This window comes from Dokdonella sp. (assembly GCF_044227025.1).
Taxonomy (GTDB): domain Bacteria; phylum Pseudomonadota; class Gammaproteobacteria; order Xanthomonadales; family Rhodanobacteraceae; genus Dokdonella_A.
On sequence record NZ_JBGAFX010000002.1, the window covers coordinates 74,849 to 90,745 of the forward strand.

The 15,897-nt window shown below is 64.3% G+C and carries 10 protein-coding genes and 8 tRNA genes; all 18 read left to right on the forward strand.

All coding sequences use genetic code 11. The features are described from left to right. The first annotated feature begins 78 nt into the window (after nt 1-78). The 18 genes from recA (at nt 79) to ACILRJ_RS04720 (ending at nt 15,843) form a co-directional block, all read left to right on the forward strand. Nucleotides 79-1,110 carry a recombinase RecA gene (gene recA / locus ACILRJ_RS04635; protein WP_395680885.1) on the forward strand — a complete coding sequence of 344 codons (1,032 nt, stop codon included), beginning with the start codon at nt 79-81 and terminating at the stop codon, nt 1,108-1,110. A gap of 1 nt (nt 1,111) precedes the next feature. Then, entirely contained in the window at nt 1,112-1,597 is a 486-nt protein-coding gene (locus tag ACILRJ_RS04640; protein ID WP_395680887.1) for a regulatory protein RecX, read from the forward strand. A 63-nt stretch (nt 1,598-1,660) separates the two neighbouring features. Then, on the forward strand, nt 1,661-4,288 hold the full coding sequence (gene alaS, locus ACILRJ_RS04645) for an alanine--tRNA ligase (RefSeq protein ID WP_395680889.1): 2,628 nt from the start codon (nt 1,661-1,663) through the stop codon (nt 4,286-4,288). A gap of 248 nt (nt 4,289-4,536) precedes the next feature. Further along, on the forward strand, nt 4,537-4,740 hold the full coding sequence (gene csrA / locus ACILRJ_RS04650; RefSeq protein ID WP_395680891.1) for a carbon storage regulator CsrA: 204 nt from the start codon (nt 4,537-4,539) through the stop codon (nt 4,738-4,740). Nucleotides 4,741-4,822: 82 nt separating this feature from the next. Continuing rightward, nucleotides 4,823-4,915 (forward strand) — tRNA-Ser (locus ACILRJ_RS04655). A gap of 1,054 nt (nt 4,916-5,969) precedes the next feature. Continuing rightward, nucleotides 5,970-6,046 (forward strand) — tRNA-Arg (locus ACILRJ_RS04660). 172 nt (nt 6,047-6,218) lie between these two features. Next, nucleotides 6,219-6,295 (forward strand) — tRNA-Pro (locus ACILRJ_RS04665). A 68-nt stretch (nt 6,296-6,363) separates the two neighbouring features. After that, a tRNA-Arg gene (locus tag ACILRJ_RS04670) sits at nt 6,364-6,440 on the forward strand. A 167-nt stretch (nt 6,441-6,607) separates the two neighbouring features. Beyond that, nucleotides 6,608-6,684, forward strand: a tRNA-His gene (locus ACILRJ_RS04675). Nucleotides 6,685-6,712: 28 nt separating this feature from the next. After that, a tRNA-Lys gene (locus ACILRJ_RS04680) sits at nt 6,713-6,788 on the forward strand. 66 nt (nt 6,789-6,854) lie between these two features. Beyond that, nucleotides 6,855-6,939, forward strand: a tRNA-Leu gene (locus ACILRJ_RS04685). Nucleotides 6,940-7,073: 134 nt separating this feature from the next. After that, nucleotides 7,074-8,351: a trigger factor gene (gene tig / locus ACILRJ_RS04690; protein ID WP_395680893.1), complete on the forward strand. Its 1,278-nt coding sequence runs from the start codon at nt 7,074-7,076 to the stop codon at nt 8,349-8,351. A 43-nt stretch (nt 8,352-8,394) separates the two neighbouring features. Then, nucleotides 8,395-9,030 carry an ATP-dependent Clp endopeptidase proteolytic subunit ClpP gene (gene clpP / locus ACILRJ_RS04695; protein WP_395682030.1) on the forward strand — a complete coding sequence of 212 codons (636 nt, stop codon included), beginning with the start codon at nt 8,395-8,397 and terminating at the stop codon, nt 9,028-9,030. A 115-nt stretch (nt 9,031-9,145) separates the two neighbouring features. After that, complete coding sequence (gene clpX, locus ACILRJ_RS04700; RefSeq protein WP_395680895.1) at nt 9,146-10,423, forward strand: ATP-dependent Clp protease ATP-binding subunit ClpX; 1,278 nt, start codon at nt 9,146-9,148, stop codon at nt 10,421-10,423. A 178-nt stretch (nt 10,424-10,601) separates the two neighbouring features. After that, nucleotides 10,602-13,067 (forward strand): endopeptidase La, encoded by a 2,466-nt coding sequence (gene lon, locus ACILRJ_RS04705; protein ID WP_395680897.1) that lies wholly within the window; start codon nt 10,602-10,604, stop codon nt 13,065-13,067. A gap of 258 nt (nt 13,068-13,325) precedes the next feature. Next, nucleotides 13,326-13,613 (forward strand): HU family DNA-binding protein, encoded by a 288-nt coding sequence (locus tag ACILRJ_RS04710; protein ID WP_395680899.1) that lies wholly within the window; start codon nt 13,326-13,328, stop codon nt 13,611-13,613. A gap of 50 nt (nt 13,614-13,663) precedes the next feature. Further along, nucleotides 13,664-13,738 (forward strand) — tRNA-Val (locus ACILRJ_RS04715). Between the two features lie 188 nt (nt 13,739-13,926). Then, a complete protein-coding gene (locus tag ACILRJ_RS04720; protein WP_395680901.1) occupies nt 13,927-15,843 on the forward strand; it encodes a SurA N-terminal domain-containing protein in 1,917 nt (638 codons plus the stop codon). The last annotated feature ends 54 nt before the right edge of the window (nt 15,844-15,897 follow it).

A 15,897-nucleotide genomic window follows, 5' to 3' on the forward strand; every position in this document is an offset into this window, starting at 1 on the left:
CATGCTTGCGTTTGCGTCTTAGCGACTGAGACGTAGCAGCGGCACGCTCGCCGCCATCAACGACAGAGGATTCACACGATGGACGACAACAAGCGCAAGGCACTTGCCTCCGCACTCAGCCAGATCGAGAAGCAGTTCGGCAAGGGCGCCGTCATGCGCATGGGCGACAAGGTCGATGAGGCGATCGAAGTCGTCTCGACCGGTTCGCTCGGTCTGGACATTGCGCTCGGCATCGGCGGCCTGCCGCGCGGGCGCGTGGTCGAGATCTACGGCCCGGAGTCGTCCGGCAAGACCACCCTGACCCTGCAGGTGATCGCAAGCTGCCAGCGCAACGGCGGTACCGCCGCGTTCGTGGACGCCGAACACGCGCTCGATCCGAGCTATGCCGAGAAACTCGGCGTCAACGTCGACGACCTGCTGGTTTCGCAGCCCGATACCGGAGAACAGGCGCTCGAGATCGCCGACATGCTCGTTCGCTCGAATGCGGTCGACGTCGTCGTTATCGACTCGGTCGCGGCGCTCACGCCGAAGGCGGAGATCGAAGGCGAGATGGGCGACTCGCACGTCGGCCTGCAGGCACGCCTGATGAGCCAGGCGCTGCGCAAGCTGACCGCAAACATCAAGAAGTCAGGCACCTTGGTCATTTTCATCAACCAGATCCGCATGAAGATCGGCGTGATGTTCGGCAGCCCGGAGACGACCACCGGCGGCAACGCGCTGAAGTTCTATGCCTCGGTGCGCCTCGACATCCGCCGCATCGGCGCGATCAAGCGCGGCGAGGAAGTGATCGGATCGGAGACGCGCGTCAAGGTCGTCAAGAACAAGGTGGCGCCACCGTTCCGTCAGGCCGAATTCGAGATCCTGTATGGCGAAGGCTCCTCGCGTGAAGGTGAGCTGATCGAACTTGGCGTTGCCCACAACCTGGTCGACAAGTCCGGTGCCTGGTACAGCTACAACGGCGACCGCATCGGCCAGGGTAAGGACAACACACGCCTTTACCTCAAGGAGCATCCGGAAATCGCCGACGCGATCGACGTGCAACTGCGCGCGAAGCTGCTGGCCAAGGGCGGAACCTCGCCGTTGCCGGCGGTCGAGGTCGAAGAGGCCTGAGTTGCCGCGCAAGCCGAAGGCCGATGCGCGCAGCGTCTACGACAAGGCGCTCGGCCTGCTCGCGCGGCGCGAGCATTCGGCACGGGAGCTGAAGACCAAGCTGGCCTTGCGCGGACACCAGGCGGATGAAGCCGCTCCGGTGATCGAGCAGCTGAAGCAACGCCAGTACCAGAGTGACGATCGCTTCGCCATGAGCCTCGCGCGCCGGCGCGCGGCGCAAGGATATGGCCCGCGACGCATCCAGGCGGAGCTGAAGTCGCATGGCATGACCGATGCGACGGTCCGCGAAGCCGTCGCGGGCGTTGACGTCGACTGGGCCGCCATTGCGTCGGCCCAGTTGCGCCGGCGCCACGGTTCGGTCGCCGCTGCAGATCACGAAGAACGCGCGGCCCGCGCCGGGTTTCTCTTGCGCCGCGGCTTCGATCCGGCGACAGTACGCGCCGTCACGCGCGCTGAAGTGGACGATCCGGGCGAAGAGTTGGATTGATGACTCGAATTCCGGACCGCATCTTCGGCGTGTCCGCCTTTCGCCTCCGTCCCGATCCCGCCCATGAAAACCTCCGAAATCCGCTCCGCATTCCTGGAGTTCTTCCGCTCCAAGAACCATACGATCGTGCCGTCGAGTTCGCTGGTCCCGGCGAACGACCCGACCCTGCTGTTCACGAACTCCGGGATGGTCCAGTTCAAGAACGTGTTCCTCGGCAGCGAGAAGCTCGGCTTCGTCCGAGCGGCCGACGTGCAGCGCTGCCTGCGCGCGGGTGGCAAGCACAACGACCTCGACTCGGTCGGCTACACGGCGCGCCACCACACGTTTTTCGAGATGCTCGGCAACTGGTCGTTCGGCGACTACTTCAAGCGCGAGGCGATCGCCTGGGCATGGGAATTCCTGACCGGCGTATTGAAGCTGGAGAAGGAGCGGCTTTGGGTCACCGTCTACCACACCGATGACGAAGCATTCGACATCTGGAACAAGGACATCGGCGTGCCCGCCGCACGCATCGTGCGCATCGGCGACAACAAGGGCGCGCCGTACGCGTCGGACAACTTCTGGCAGATGGCCGACACCGGTCCGTGCGGACCGTGCACCGAAATCTTCTACGACCACGGTGCCGACATCGCCGGCGGCCCGCCAGGGTCGCCGGACGAGGACGGCGACCGCTACATCGAAATCTGGAACCTCGTCTTCATGCAGTTCGACCGCGCTGCCGACGGCACGCTGGCAAAACTTCCGGCGCCGTGCGTCGACACCGGCATGGGCCTCGAACGGCTCGCGGCGGTGCTGCAGCACGTGCATTCGAACTACGAGATCGACCTGTTCCAGCGCCTCATCCAGGTCGCAGCGAAGCTGACCAACACGATCGATGTCGAAAACAAGTCCCTGCGCGTGATCGCGGACCACATCCGCGCCTGCTCGTTCCTGATCGTCGATGGCGTGCTGCCGTCGAATGAAGGACGCGGCTACGTGCTGCGCCGGATCATCCGGCGCGCGCTGCGCCATGGCTACATGCTGGGCCAGAAGCAACCGTTCTTCCATGCGCTGGTCGGCACCCTCGTCGAGGTGATGGGCGACGCCTATCCCGAGCTCGTGGCGAAGCGCGAGCTGGTCGAGCGCGCGCTGAAAGCGGAAGAGGAACGCTTCGGCGAGACCCTGGAGCAGGGCATGAAGGTTTTTGAGGACGTCGCGAGGAAATCCGGCAAGACAATTCCGGGCGAAGCGGCATTCCGCCTCTACGACACCTATGGTTTTCCGGTCGACCTGACCGCGGACATCGCGCGCGAGCGCGGTCTCATCGTCGACATGGCGGGCTTCGAGGTGGCGATGGAGCGGCAGCGCGAACGCGCGCGCTCGGCCAGCCAATTCGACAGCAAGGCAACGTTGCCGGCCGAGGTCGCGAGCGCACTCGCGCCGACGAAGTTCCTGGGCTACGACACGCTGGCCACGGGCGACGCGAAGGTCGTCGCGATCGTGCGTGATGGCAAGGCCGTCGACGCGCTGGCCAATGGCGAGGAGGCCGTCGTGCTGCTCGAGCGCACGCCGTTCTACGCCGAGTCCGGTGGCCAGGTCGGTGATACCGGTACGTTGTCGAATGCCGAAGGCCGCTTCGAAGTTGCCGATACGATCAAGCTCGGCGGGGTGTTCCATGCGCATCTCGGTCGCTGGGGCGGCAACAGCCTGCGCAACGGCGCCGTGGTGGCGGCGCAGGTCGATGCCGCGCGTCGCCAGTCGATCGTGCTGAACCATTCCGCGACGCACCTTCTGCACGCGGCGCTGCGCACGGAACTCGGGACGCATGTGCAGCAGAAGGGCTCGCTGGTAGCGCCCGACCGCCTGCGCTTCGACTTCGCGCATTTCCAGCCGATCGCCGCCGACGAACTGCGCCGCATTGAAGACATGGTCAATGCGGAGATCCGCCGCAACGAGGTGGCCGAGGTCCGCGAGATGGCCTACCGGGCCGCGCTCGACTACGGTGCGATGGCGTTGTTCGGCGAGAAGTATGGCGACGAAGTTCGCGTGCTGAAGATGGGTGACTTCTCGACCGAACTCTGCGGAGGCACCCATGTCGGACGCACCGGCGACATCGGCCTGTTCAAGATCGTCAGCGAAGGCGGTGTCGCGGCCGGCGTGCGCCGTATCGAGGCAGTGACCGGTGCCGCCGCGATCGCGCACGTCGCCGAAGAGGAGGCGCGCCTCGGTCAGATAGGCGCGCTGCTGTCGGCGAACGGCCCGGAGATCGTCGACAAGCTGCGCCAGTTGTTCGAGCGCCAGAAGAAGCTCGAACGCGAGCTCGAGTCGTTCAAGGCGAAGGCGGCCAGCTCGGCGACCCAGGATCTCGCTTCGACCGCACGGCGCGTCAACGGCATCGACCTTGTCGCGGCGCGCGTCGATGGCCTCGACGCAAAGGCGCTGCGCGACGGTGTCGACACGCTCAAGCAGAAGCTCGTCGATTGCGTCGTGCTGCTCGCCGCCGCCGCCGACGGCAAGATCGCGCTCGTCGGCGGCGTGCATGGCGCCGCGCTTGGCAAGGTCAAGGCGGGCGATGTCGTTGCACATGTCGCCGCGCAGATTGGCGGCAAGGGTGGTGGCCGACCCGACATGGCGCAGGGCGGTGGCGTCGATTCTCCCGCGCTGGACGCAGCGCTTGCCGCGTTGCCGGAGTGGCTCGCGGCGCACATGTAAACGTGAAGAAAATGTCCGCTCGCCCATGACTTGGGTTCATTGCGCGTACGGGAGGGCTTGGTTAGTATCGGGCGACCTGGTATTGGCGCCATGGCGGCTCGCGAGTCGCGAAAAGAGCGTCGAGTTGGGCAAACAAGGGGAAGGGCAGCGAGGGAGGCTGCCACTTGGTCCCCGGGGTTTTCATGCGCGGGGTGATGGCAAGGCGCATGGAGAGCCATCGGACCGGCACACGTACTAAGGAGAGCCACATGCTCATTTTGACTCGCCGCGTCGGCGAGACGCTGATGATCGGAGACGAGGTGACCGTCACCGTGCTTGGCGTCAAAGGCAATCAGGTTCGTATCGGCATCAATGCACCGAAAGACGTCGCAGTGCATCGCGAGGAAATCTATCAGCGGATCAAGCGCGAACTCGCGCCGGGCGAGGAATCCCCGGACGGCTCGGGCGGTTGAGCTTTACCCGCGCGATCGCAACCGCTATTCTCCGCGGCTCGCCCGCGCCCGGTTCGATCGGACGCCGCGATCATTGAAACCCGGAGAGATGCCCGAGAGGCCGAAGGGGCTCCCCTGCTAAGGGAGTATAGGGTCAAAAGCTCTATCGAGGGTTCGAATCCCTCTCTCTCCGCCATATTCGCAAACGCCCCCTAGTGGGGCGTTTTGCGTATATGGCGGAGAGAGAGGGTGGAAGAACCGGTCGCTTCGCAGAAGCGACCGGTTCGACGAATTCGTCGAGAACGAATTCGGACAGCCGAAGGCTGGCCCCGGAGCGCGCAGCGCGCAGGGGCGAGGCTCAGGATGAGCCGAGCAATCCCTCCGTCACGGCGCGAAGACGGCGTCGAAGCCGAAGGGCGTTTTGCGTATATGGCGGAGAGAGAGGGTGGAAGAACCGGTCGCTTCGCAGAAGCGACCGGTTCGACGAATTCGTCGGGAACGAATTCGGACAGCCGAAGGCTGGCCCCGGAGCGCTCAGCGCGCAGGGGCTAGGCTCAGGATGAGCCGAGCAATCTCTCCGTCACGGCGCGAAGGCGGCGTCGAAGCCGAAGGGCGTTTTGCGTATATGGCGGAGAGAGAGGGTGGAAGAACCGGTCGCTTCGCAGAAGCGACTGGTTCGACGAATTCGTCGGGAACGAATTCGGACAGCCGAAGGCTGGCCCCGCAGCGCGCAGCGCGCAGGGGCGAGGCTCAAGATGTGCCGAGCAATCCCTCCGTCACGGCGCGAAGGCGGCGTCGAAGCCGAAGGGCGTTTTGCGTATATGGCGGAGAGAGAGGGTGGAAGAACCGGTTGCTTCGCAGAAGCGACTGGTTCGACGAATTCGTCGGGAACGAATTCGGACAGCCGAAGGCTGGCCCCGCAGCGCGCAGCGCGCAGGGGCGAGGCGCAGGATGAGCCGAGCAATCCCTCCGTCACGTCGCGAAGACGGCGTCGGCGTTTCGACTTCGCTCGCTGCGCTCAACGCGAACTGGCAGGCGTTTCGCTCGCACACCGCGTGGCCAGGGTTCGCGTAAAATTGGGCAGTCTCTGAACGGCTTCGCGCCGGCAACGACGGATGTTGCAGAAAAAGGTTGACGCGCGCGATCGTGATCAGAATAATCGCGCGCTTTCCGGCGCTGGTCCGGGCGAATCGCGGGGTGCTATACTCGGCGGCCGTCCAGGCAACGGCGGTGGACACAGGTTTCAGCGCGCGCCCGTAGCTCAGTTGGATAGAGTACCAGGCTACGAACTTGGTGGTCGGGAGTTCGAATCTCTCCGGGCGCGCCATTTTGTACACGAAGGGTGCTTCGGCACCCTTTTTGTTTCAGTTGATACGGTGTTGGCGCAAGCGGAATGCAAACCCTGCTGCGACACCGCCGGATTGACGCCAAGGACCGAGCTTCGTACCATCGCTGACCCTTTTCGACGACTTCGTGTCTGCGGAAATCAGTGATAGCGACGGGGTATAGCGCAGTCTGGTAGCGCGCCTGCTTTGGGAGCAGGATGTCGGGGGTTCGAATCCCTCTACCCCGACCATTCGACTCGCAGGACAGGGCAGGATGCGCGCGGTACGCCGTGATGCCTGCGACAATGCGGCTGACGATGCGCCCGTAGCTCAATCGGATAGAGCATCGGCCTTCTAAGCCGACGGTTGCAGGTTCGAGTCCTGTCGGGCGCGCCAGTTGCCGGCGTCATTGCAAGGTGAGACGAACCAGCTCAAGCGTTTTCAGCTTCAATGGTGGGCGTAGCTCAGTTGGTCGAGCGCGGTCACCGGACCGCGTGAGGGCGAGGCAGGAAGCCGAGCGGGCGCGCTCCACGGATGGAACCGAAGCGTAGTCAGCTTCAATGGTGGGCGTAGCTCAGTTGGTTAGAGTACCGGATTGTGATTCCGGTTGTCGGGGGTTCGAGTCCCCTCGTCCACCCCAATTTCGTTACAATCCAGCGTTTCAATGTGGGCCGTTAGCTCAGTTGGTAGAGCAGGAGACTCTTAATCTCTTGGTCCTAGGTTCGAATCCTAGACGGCCCACCAATATTTCCCTGGCGCATGCGCGCCGGCTCCCGGAAGAGCCTTCGCGCGAGCGACGGGCCGATCCGGGCGAAAGTGGCGAAACTGGTAGACGCACCAGATTTAGGTTCTGGCGGGGTAACCCGTGAGAGTTCGAGTCTCTCCTTTCGCACCACTCCCTCCGCAACGAGCCTGTCGCAGCGACCGCCTGGGGCGACCCAGTCCGCGGCGCTTCGCCGTGACCGTTTTTCCGCGAATCATGGCACGATACCCGGTCTTGCCATCAGCACAATGATCCCGAGGAACACCATGCAAGTCTCGATCGAAAATGTCGGCTCGCTCGGCCGCAAGCTCACCATCCGCCTGCCGGCACAGCGTCTCGAGGACACCATCCGCACGCGCATCCTGGAAATGGGTCGCAGCGCGCGCCTGAAGGGTTTCCGTCCCGGCAAGGTGCCAACCAAGGTGATCGAGCAGCGCTATGGCAGCCAGATCCGCAACGAAGCGCTGTCGGAGATGATCGGCTCGAGCTTCCAGGAAGCGGTCACGCAGGAAAAGCTGCGTCCGGCGGTGCAGCCGTCGATCGCGACGACCGGCCGTCCGGAGAACGGCGAGATCGAATACACCGCGACGTTCGAAGTGTTGCCGGAGATCGGCAAGCTCGACATCGGTGCCCTCGAGATCGTCAAGCCGGTGGCCAGCGTCACCGACGCCGATATCGACCAGATGATCGAGACGCTGCGCCTGCAGCGCCGCAGCTGGAACCAGGTCGAGCGCGCGGCACAGGACGGCGACATGGTCCTGTTCGAGTATTCGGCGCAAGGCGAGGGCTTCCGCCATCCGGAAAGCGGCACCGACCGCGTCGGCGCGATCCTCGGTTCGGGCGCCTATTCGAAGGAACTCGAGGACAAGCTCGCCGGCCACAAGGCGGGTGAGGAATTCAGTGCTCACATCGATTTCCCGGCCGCGGTGCGGACGCCTGCGTTGTCCGGCAAGTCCGCCGACGTCAACGTGAAGATCGTGCGCGTTCAGGAAGCCCAGCTTCCGGCCGTCGACGGCGCGTTCGCGGCCAGCTTCGGGGTCAAGGAAGGTGGACTGGAGCGGTTCCGCGAGGACGTGCGTGCCAACCTCGAGCGCGAACTCAAGGGTGTGCTCATGGGGCGCCTCAAGGCGGCTGCGCTCGAAAAGCTCGTCGATTCGCACCCCGAGCTCGAAGTGCCGCAAGGCATGATAGAGAACGAGGCACGCATGCTCGCGCGCCAGGCGGGCGCTCAAACGCAGGATGCGGTCGCACAGTTCCTGCCGACTGCACGTCGACGCGTCAGTGCCGGCCTGCTGATCGCCGAGCTTGCGCGCCAGAACAACATCCGTCTCGACACGAGTCGCGTCAAGGAAACGCTGGCCACGATCGCCTCGACCTACGAGGAGCCGGAGCAGGTCGTTGAACTCTACACGCGCGACCCCCAGTTGATGAGCGCGCTGCAGAATCGCGTGATCGAGGATCAGGTCGTCGAGTGGATGGCCGACCACGCCAAGTGCAGCGAGCAGTCGTTGAGCTTCAACGAAGTCATGCGGCCGGGCGCCTGAGCGCACCGGCGCCTCGGAGAAAAATGCCATGTCCAGCCTGATCATGCCGCCGACGAGCGGACCCACCACCGGCCTCAACCTCGTTCCGATGGTGGTCGAGCAGACCTCGCGTGGCGAGCGCGCCTATGACATCTACTCGCGCCTGCTGAAGGAGCGCGTAGTGTTTGTCGTCGGTCCCATCGACGACTACATGGCGAACGTCATCGTCGCGCAGCTGCTGTTCCTGGAGTCGGAGAACCCGGACAAGGACATCAACCTGTACATCAACAGTCCCGGCGGCGTGGTGACAGCCGGCCTCGCGATCTACGACACGATGCAGTACATCCGCTGCGACGTCAGCACGATGTGCATCGGGCAGGCGTGCAGCGCGGCATCGCTTTTGCTGATGGCGGGTGCGAAGGGCAAGCGCTACGCGCTGCCAAATTCGCGCGTGATGATCCACCAGCCGTCTGGCGGCGCACAGGGGCAGGCAACCGACATCGAGATCCAGGCGCGCGAGATCCTCTACCTTCGCGGGCGCCTGAATGGCATCTATGTCAAGCACACCGGCCAGCCGCTCGAGCAGGTCGAGCGCGACATGGAGCGCGACCGCTTCATGAGCGGCGACGATGCCAAGGCCTATGGTCTGATCGACGCCGTGCTCGAACGTCGTCCTGGCGAAGCGCCGGTTGCGGCCTGATAGCGCAAGATCGGCGCCATTTCACGCTTTTTGACATCCCTTGCGACCGGACGAAGCGTCCGGTCGCGCTGTGCTATCCTGCGCCCGCAATTGCGGCGAAACTCCGAGGCGGGGCATGACTGACGACCGGCAGGGCCGATCGGGCGACAACGGCAAGATTCTCTACTGCTCGTTCTGCGGCAAGAGCCAGCATGAGGTCCGCAAGCTCATCGCGGGCCCCTCCGTGTTCATCTGCGATGAATGCGTCGAGCTTTGCAACGACATCATCCGCGAGGAACTCGAGGAGAAGGCGGCCAGTGCGCGCAGCGACCTGCCCAAGCCCGCCGAGATCCTCGACGTGCTCGACCAGTACGTGATCGGACAGGCGCGCGCCAAGAAGGTGCTCGCGGTGGCCGTGTACAACCATTACAAGCGACTCGAGACGCGCAGCCGCAACGACGACGTCGAACTGGCCAAGTCGAACATCCTGCTGGTCGGTCCGACCGGCTCGGGCAAGACCCTGCTGGCCGATACGCTCGCGCGCCTGCTGAACGTGCCGTTCACGATTGCCGACGCGACGACGCTGACCGAAGCCGGCTATGTCGGCGAGGACGTCGAGAACATCATCCAGAAGCTGCTGCAGAAGTGCGACTACGACGTCGAGAAGGCGCAGAGCGGAATCGTCTACATCGACGAGATCGACAAGATCTCGCGCAAGAGCGAGAACCCTTCGATCACCCGAGATGTGTCCGGCGAAGGCGTGCAGCAGGCGCTGCTCAAGCTGATCGAGGGAACCGTCGCCTCGGTGCCGCCGCAGGGCGGGCGCAAGCATCCGCAGCAGGAATTCCTGCAGGTGGACACCAAGAACATCCTGTTCATCGTCGGCGGCGCGTTCTCCGGCCTCGAAAAGATCATCCTGCAACGGTCCGAAGCGACCGGCATCGGCTTCAACGCCGAAGTGCGCAGCAAGGATCGCCAGTCGGACACCGGCAAGCTGCTCGCCGACGTGCAGCCGGAAGACCTGATCAAGTTCGGCTTGATTCCCGAGTTCGTCGGCCGCCTGCCGGTCGTGGCGACGCTGGAGGAACTCGACGAGGCGGCGCTGGTGCGCATCCTCACCGAACCGAAGAACGCGATCACCAAGCAGTTCAAGAAGCTGTTCGAAATGGAAGGTGTGGAACTGGAGTTCCGCCCCGACGCGCTGACTGCGATCGCGCGCAAGGCGATCAAGCGCAAGACCGGCGCGCGCGGCCTGCGCACGATCCTGGAACAGGTATTGCTCGACACGATGTTCAACCTGCCGTCGCTTGAGCACGTCAGCAAGGTCGTTGTCGACGAGGCGGTGATCGGCGGGCAGGCCGAACCGTACCTGATCTATCGCGGCAACATGCAGAACCGCGCCGCGTCCGAATGAAGCCGGCGCGGCGCTGCTGCGCCGCGCACGCAGGTCGTCCCTCCGCCGGCGCTTGCAAAAGCCGCGACGAATCCTCACTTGACGATACAGTGGCGTGGGTCCACGCTGCGTTCGTGTTCGCGTGGCGCGGTGTTTCCCGCGTGTCCGTTTCCAGAAAATTCCAGTCCCATCAAAGCCGATGACCGACAAGCCGATCAAGCTCCAGAAGACGAACACCGACCCGGTCGAGTTGCCGGTGCTGCCGCTTCGCGATGTGGTGGTGTTCCCGCACATGGTGATCCCGCTGTTCGTCGGGCGCGAGAAGTCCGTGCGAGCGCTGGAAAGCGCGATGGCGGACAGCAAGAAGATCCTGCTGGTCGCGCAGCGCAGCCCAGACGTGGATGAGCCGGCGGTCGGCGACCTCTACACGATCGGCACGATCGCCAGCGTGCTGCAGCTGCTCAAGCTCCCGGATGGCACGATCAAGGTGCTGGTCGAAGGCACCGATCGCGCCGAGATCGCCGCGTTCGGCGAGCGCGATGGCCTGATGGTTGCGCACGCGCGCGTGCTTGATGCGGCCTATACGCGCAGTGAACGCGAAGTTGAGGTGATCGGGCGCCAGCTCGTCAGCCTGTTCGAGCAACTGGTAAAGCTGTCGCGCAAGATTCCGCCCGAATTGATGGCGACGCTGGCCGGCATCGAGGACCCGTCGCGCCTCGCCGACACGATCGCCGCACATATCGGGGTGCGCGTGGCGGAGAAGCAGCGCGTGCTCGAAACGGTCGACGTGGCCGACCGCCAGGAAGTTCTGGTCGGCCTCGTCGACGGCGAGATCGACGTGCAGCAGATCGAGAAGCGCATCCGCGGCCGGGTCAAGTCGCAGATGGAAAAGAGCCAGCGCGAGTATTACCTCAACGAGCAGATGAAGGCGATCCAGAAGGAGCTCGGCGACACCGAGGACGCGCCGAACGAACTGGAGGAGCTGGGTCGCAAGATCGCTGCCGCCGGCATGCCGAAGGCGGTCGAGGCCAAGGCGCGCACCGAACTCAACAAGCTCAAGCAGATGTCGCCGATGTCGGCCGAGGCGACGGTCGTGCGCAATTACATCGACTGCCTGCTCGGCGTGCCATGGAAGAAGAAGACCAAGGTGCGGCGTGACCTCAAGCGCGCCGAGGACGTTCTCGATGCCGATCATTTCGGCCTCGAGAAGGTCAAGGAACGCATCCTCGAATACCTCGCGGTGCAGCAGCGCGTCAACAAGATGAAGGGACCGATCCTGTGCCTGGTCGGCCCGCCGGGCGTGGGCAAGACCTCGCTCGGCCAGTCGATCGCGAAAGCGACCAACCGCAAGTTCATCCGCATGTCGCTCGGCGGGGTGCGCGACGAGGCGGAGATCCGTGGGCATCGTCGTACCTACATCGGATCGATGCCCGGGCGGATCATCCAGAACCTCGCCAAGGCGGGAACAAAGAATCCGCTGTTCGTGCTCGACGAGATCGACAAGATGTCGATGGATTTCCGCGGCGATCCCTCGGCGGCGCTGCTGGAAGTTCTCGATCCCGAGCAGAACCACACGTTCAACGACCACTACCTCGAAGTCGACGTCGACCTGTCCGAAGTCATGTGGATCGCGACCGCGAATTCGCTGAACATTCCGCCGGCCCTCGCCGATCGCATGGAAGTCATTCGCATCCCCGGCTACACCGAGGATGAGAAGCTCAACATCGGCCAGCGCTACCTCGTGCCGAAGCAGCTCAAGGCGAACGGCCTTAAGGCGGCCGAGCTGTCTGTCTCCGAAGACGCGCTGCGCGACATCGTGCGCTACTACACGCGAGAATCCGGCGTGCGCAGCCTCGATCGCGAGATCTCGAAGATCTGCCGCAAGGTGGTCAAGGAACTCAGCCTCGCCGCGGCGAAGGCGGCGAAGAAGGGCAAGGGCGCCGAGGATCGCAAGCGCAAGGTCAACGTCTCGGCGAAGAACCTCGACGACTATCTCGGCGTGCGCAAGTTCACCTATGGCCGTGCCGAACAGCAGAACGAAGTCGGCCTCGTCACCGGCCTCGCCTGGACCGAGGTCGGCGGCGACCTGCTCAGCATCGAGGCGACGACCGTGCCCGGCAAGGGCAAGTTGATCCACACCGGCCAGCTCGGCGACGTCATGCAGGAGTCGATCCAGGCGGCGCTGAGCGTCGTGCGCGCGCGCGCCGATCGCTTCGGCATCGATCCGGACTTCCACCAGAAGCTCGACGTGCACGTGCATGTGCCGGAAGGCGCCACGCCGAAGGACGGTCCGAGCGCGGGCATCGCCATGTGCACGGCGCTGGTTTCTGTGCTGACCCGCGTGCCGGTGCGATCGGAAGTCGCGATGACCGGCGAGATCACCTTGCGTGGTCGCGTGTTGCCGATCGGCGGCCTGAAGGAGAAGCTGCTTGCGGCGCACCGAGGCGGCATCACGACAGTGATCATCCCGGAGGAGAACCGCAAGGATCTCGTCGACATTCCGAAGAACGTGACGTCCTCGCTGGACATCCATCCGGTGCGCTGGATCGACGAGGTCCTCGACATCGCCCTCGAGCGGCCGCTCGCGCCGACGACCAAGGTCGAAGGCGATGCGCCACGGGCGCGCGAGGAGATTGCACCCGAAAGTGGCGTGCGTCCGCACTGATCGTGGATGATCTGCGGGCCGCGCGCCGGAGTGCGCGGCTCAGCGCGTTGCGATCCCCGCGAATCCTCTTGAAATGCCCAAAAATATGCCGTGGGCGCGTTGCGTGGCCTCTGGGGCGCTGGTATAAAGGGCGCGCCGCGGTCCAGGTGACGTCTACGTCCGGGCGACTGCGGGGTAGCGAGACGCGCCGACTCGAGGAGCATCGAGCTCCGCGCATGCGCGTTTCGAACTCAACCAAATTCTGCGGGGCGGCGCCCCGTGCAGGAGTCCTACATGAATAAAGCCGAATTTACCGCCGCGGTCGCGGACGCGTCCGAACTCACCAAGGCCGACGCCGAGCGCGCCATCGAGGCGATGTTCAATGTGGTGAAGAAGACCCTGAAGGCAGGCGATTCCATTTCCCTGGTTGGCTTCGGCACGTTCGTCGTGCGCAAGCGCGCCGCGCGTACCGGGCGCAACCCGCGCACCAACGAGGAAATCAAGATCAAGGCGTCCAAGGTTCCCGCATTCAAGGCCGGCAAGGCATTGAAGGACGCACTGAACTGATACACAGATTCGCGGCCCTGCCTGCTTGCAGGCGGGTCCGGCACGAAAACGGGTGCTTAGCTCAGCGGTAGAGCGTCGCCCTTACAAGGCGAGGGTCGGGGGTTCGAAACCCTCAGCACCCACCATCATCGAGGGCGGGTTGGCGCATGTCGGCAACCTCCACACCCGAGTCCATCCTTGATCCGGCAAGGGCGTCCATGGGGCGCCCTTGTCGTTTGCGCCAAGGCGGGACGCACGGTTGCTTAACGCGGTAAAATCGCCGATTCCGACCGGCCCGTGAACGGCCGGTCCAAACAGGACAGGTTCCGAATCCATGCTGCAGCTCCTTCGCGGAAAGAAATCCAGTCTGCTGGTGAAGATCGTCCTTGGCGTGATCGTCATCGGCTTTTCGTTCTTCGGCATCGAGTCGTATTTCATCTCGAACACGAACACGAGCGTGGCGAAGGTCGGCCGGGCCGAGATCAGCCAGCAGCAGTTCACCGAACGCTTCAACCAGTACGTGCAGCGCATGGTCCAGGCGATGGGGCCGGCAGCGAACGTCTCGATGTTCCAGGGACCCGAGGTCAAGCACCGTCTGCTCGACCAGATGGTCGATGAGCAGGTGCTGCTCGAAGCGAACGACAAGCTCGGCATCGACATCCCGGCCCGCCGCGTGCAGGACGAGATCCTGAAGATCCCCGCGTTCCAGAACGAGGGCAAGTTCGATGCCGAGCAGTATCGCCAGGTGCTCGCTTCCAACGGCATGTCGCCGCTCGCGTTCGAGGAGCGCGTGCGCCAGGACCTCGGCATCCGCGAGCTGCCGGCGCAGATCGCCGCGACTTCCAGCGCCACCGACGCCGAAGTCGATGCGTACATCCGCCTGCGTGACCAGCGCCGCGATTTTCGTTACGTGAAGCTCGACAAGCCGGTGGCCGACACCTCCGAGGTCAAGGCCGAGGACATCGACGCGTATTACAAGCAGCATCAGGCCGAGTTCATGGTTCCGGAGCGCGTCGCGCTCGAATACGTCGAACTCGACGCATCCAAGCTCGAAATCGACCAGGCGCCGGATGATGCCGTGCTGAAGGATCGCTACGAGAAGAACAAGGCCCGATACGTCAACGCGGAGCAACGCCTCGCCTCCCACATCCTCGTGAAGGTGGATGGCAAGGGTTCGCCCGAAGACCAGAAGCAGGCATTGGCGAAGGCGCAGGAGATCGAGAAGCAGCTCAAGGACGGCAAGGACTTCGCCACGCTGGCCAAGCAGGACTCGGCCGACCTCGGTTCGAAGAACCAGGGCGGTGACCTCGGTTGGCTCGACAAGGGCACGACCGAGGAAGCGTTCGAGACGGCCCTGTTTTCGCTCGGCAAAGGCGAAGTGTCCGCGCCGGTGCTCGGCAGCGAGGGCTACCACATCATCGAGTTGCGTGACGTGCGCCCGGGCAAGACGCGCAGCTTCGAGGAGGTCAAGCCCGAGCTCGCGAAGGAATACACCGACGGTGAGCGCGAGCGCGTGTATTCGGAGAAGGCGGGGCGCCTGACCGATCTGGCCTACCAGAATCCGTCGACGCTGGAGCCGGTCGCCAAGGATCTCGGCTTGACCGTGCAGAAGACCGCGCTGTTCGGCCGCACCGGTGGCGATGGGATTGCCGCGAACCCGGCCATTGCGACGGCCGCCTTCAGTGACAGCGTGCTGGTGCAGAACAACAATTCCGAGCCGATCGATCTCGGCGCCAACCATGTCGCGGTGATCCGCATCGCCGAACACAAGCCGACGACGCCAAGGCCGCTCGACGAAGTGCGCGAGACCGTGCGTGCACGGATCGTTGCCGAGCGCGTCAGCAAGCAGGCGAAGGAACGTGCCGAGGCCCTGTTCGCGCAACTGGGCCCGGCCAAGGGACTGGATACGGTGGCTGCCGGCCAGAAGGTCGAGGAGCAGAAGGGCATCGGACGCGAGGCAGCGAACCTCGACAGCAAGCTGGTCACTGCCGTGTTCGCGATGCCGCGCGCGCAAGCGGACAAGCCGAGCTATCGCCTGGTCGATCTTGGCGGCGATGCCTACGCGCTGGTGCAACTCGATGCGGTCACCGACGGCGCGACGACGGCACTCGATGCGAAGACGCGCGAAGCCGCACGCAACACCCTGCAACAGGGCATTGGCGCGGCGGCGACGCATGATTTCGTCGCGGCCCTGCGCAAGTCGACCAAGATCTCGATCTCCGAAAGCAGATTGCAGGACCAGAACCCGTAACCGGGCGCGGCGTGACGCCGCTACGGAAAGGCCGCGCACATGCGCGGCCTTTTT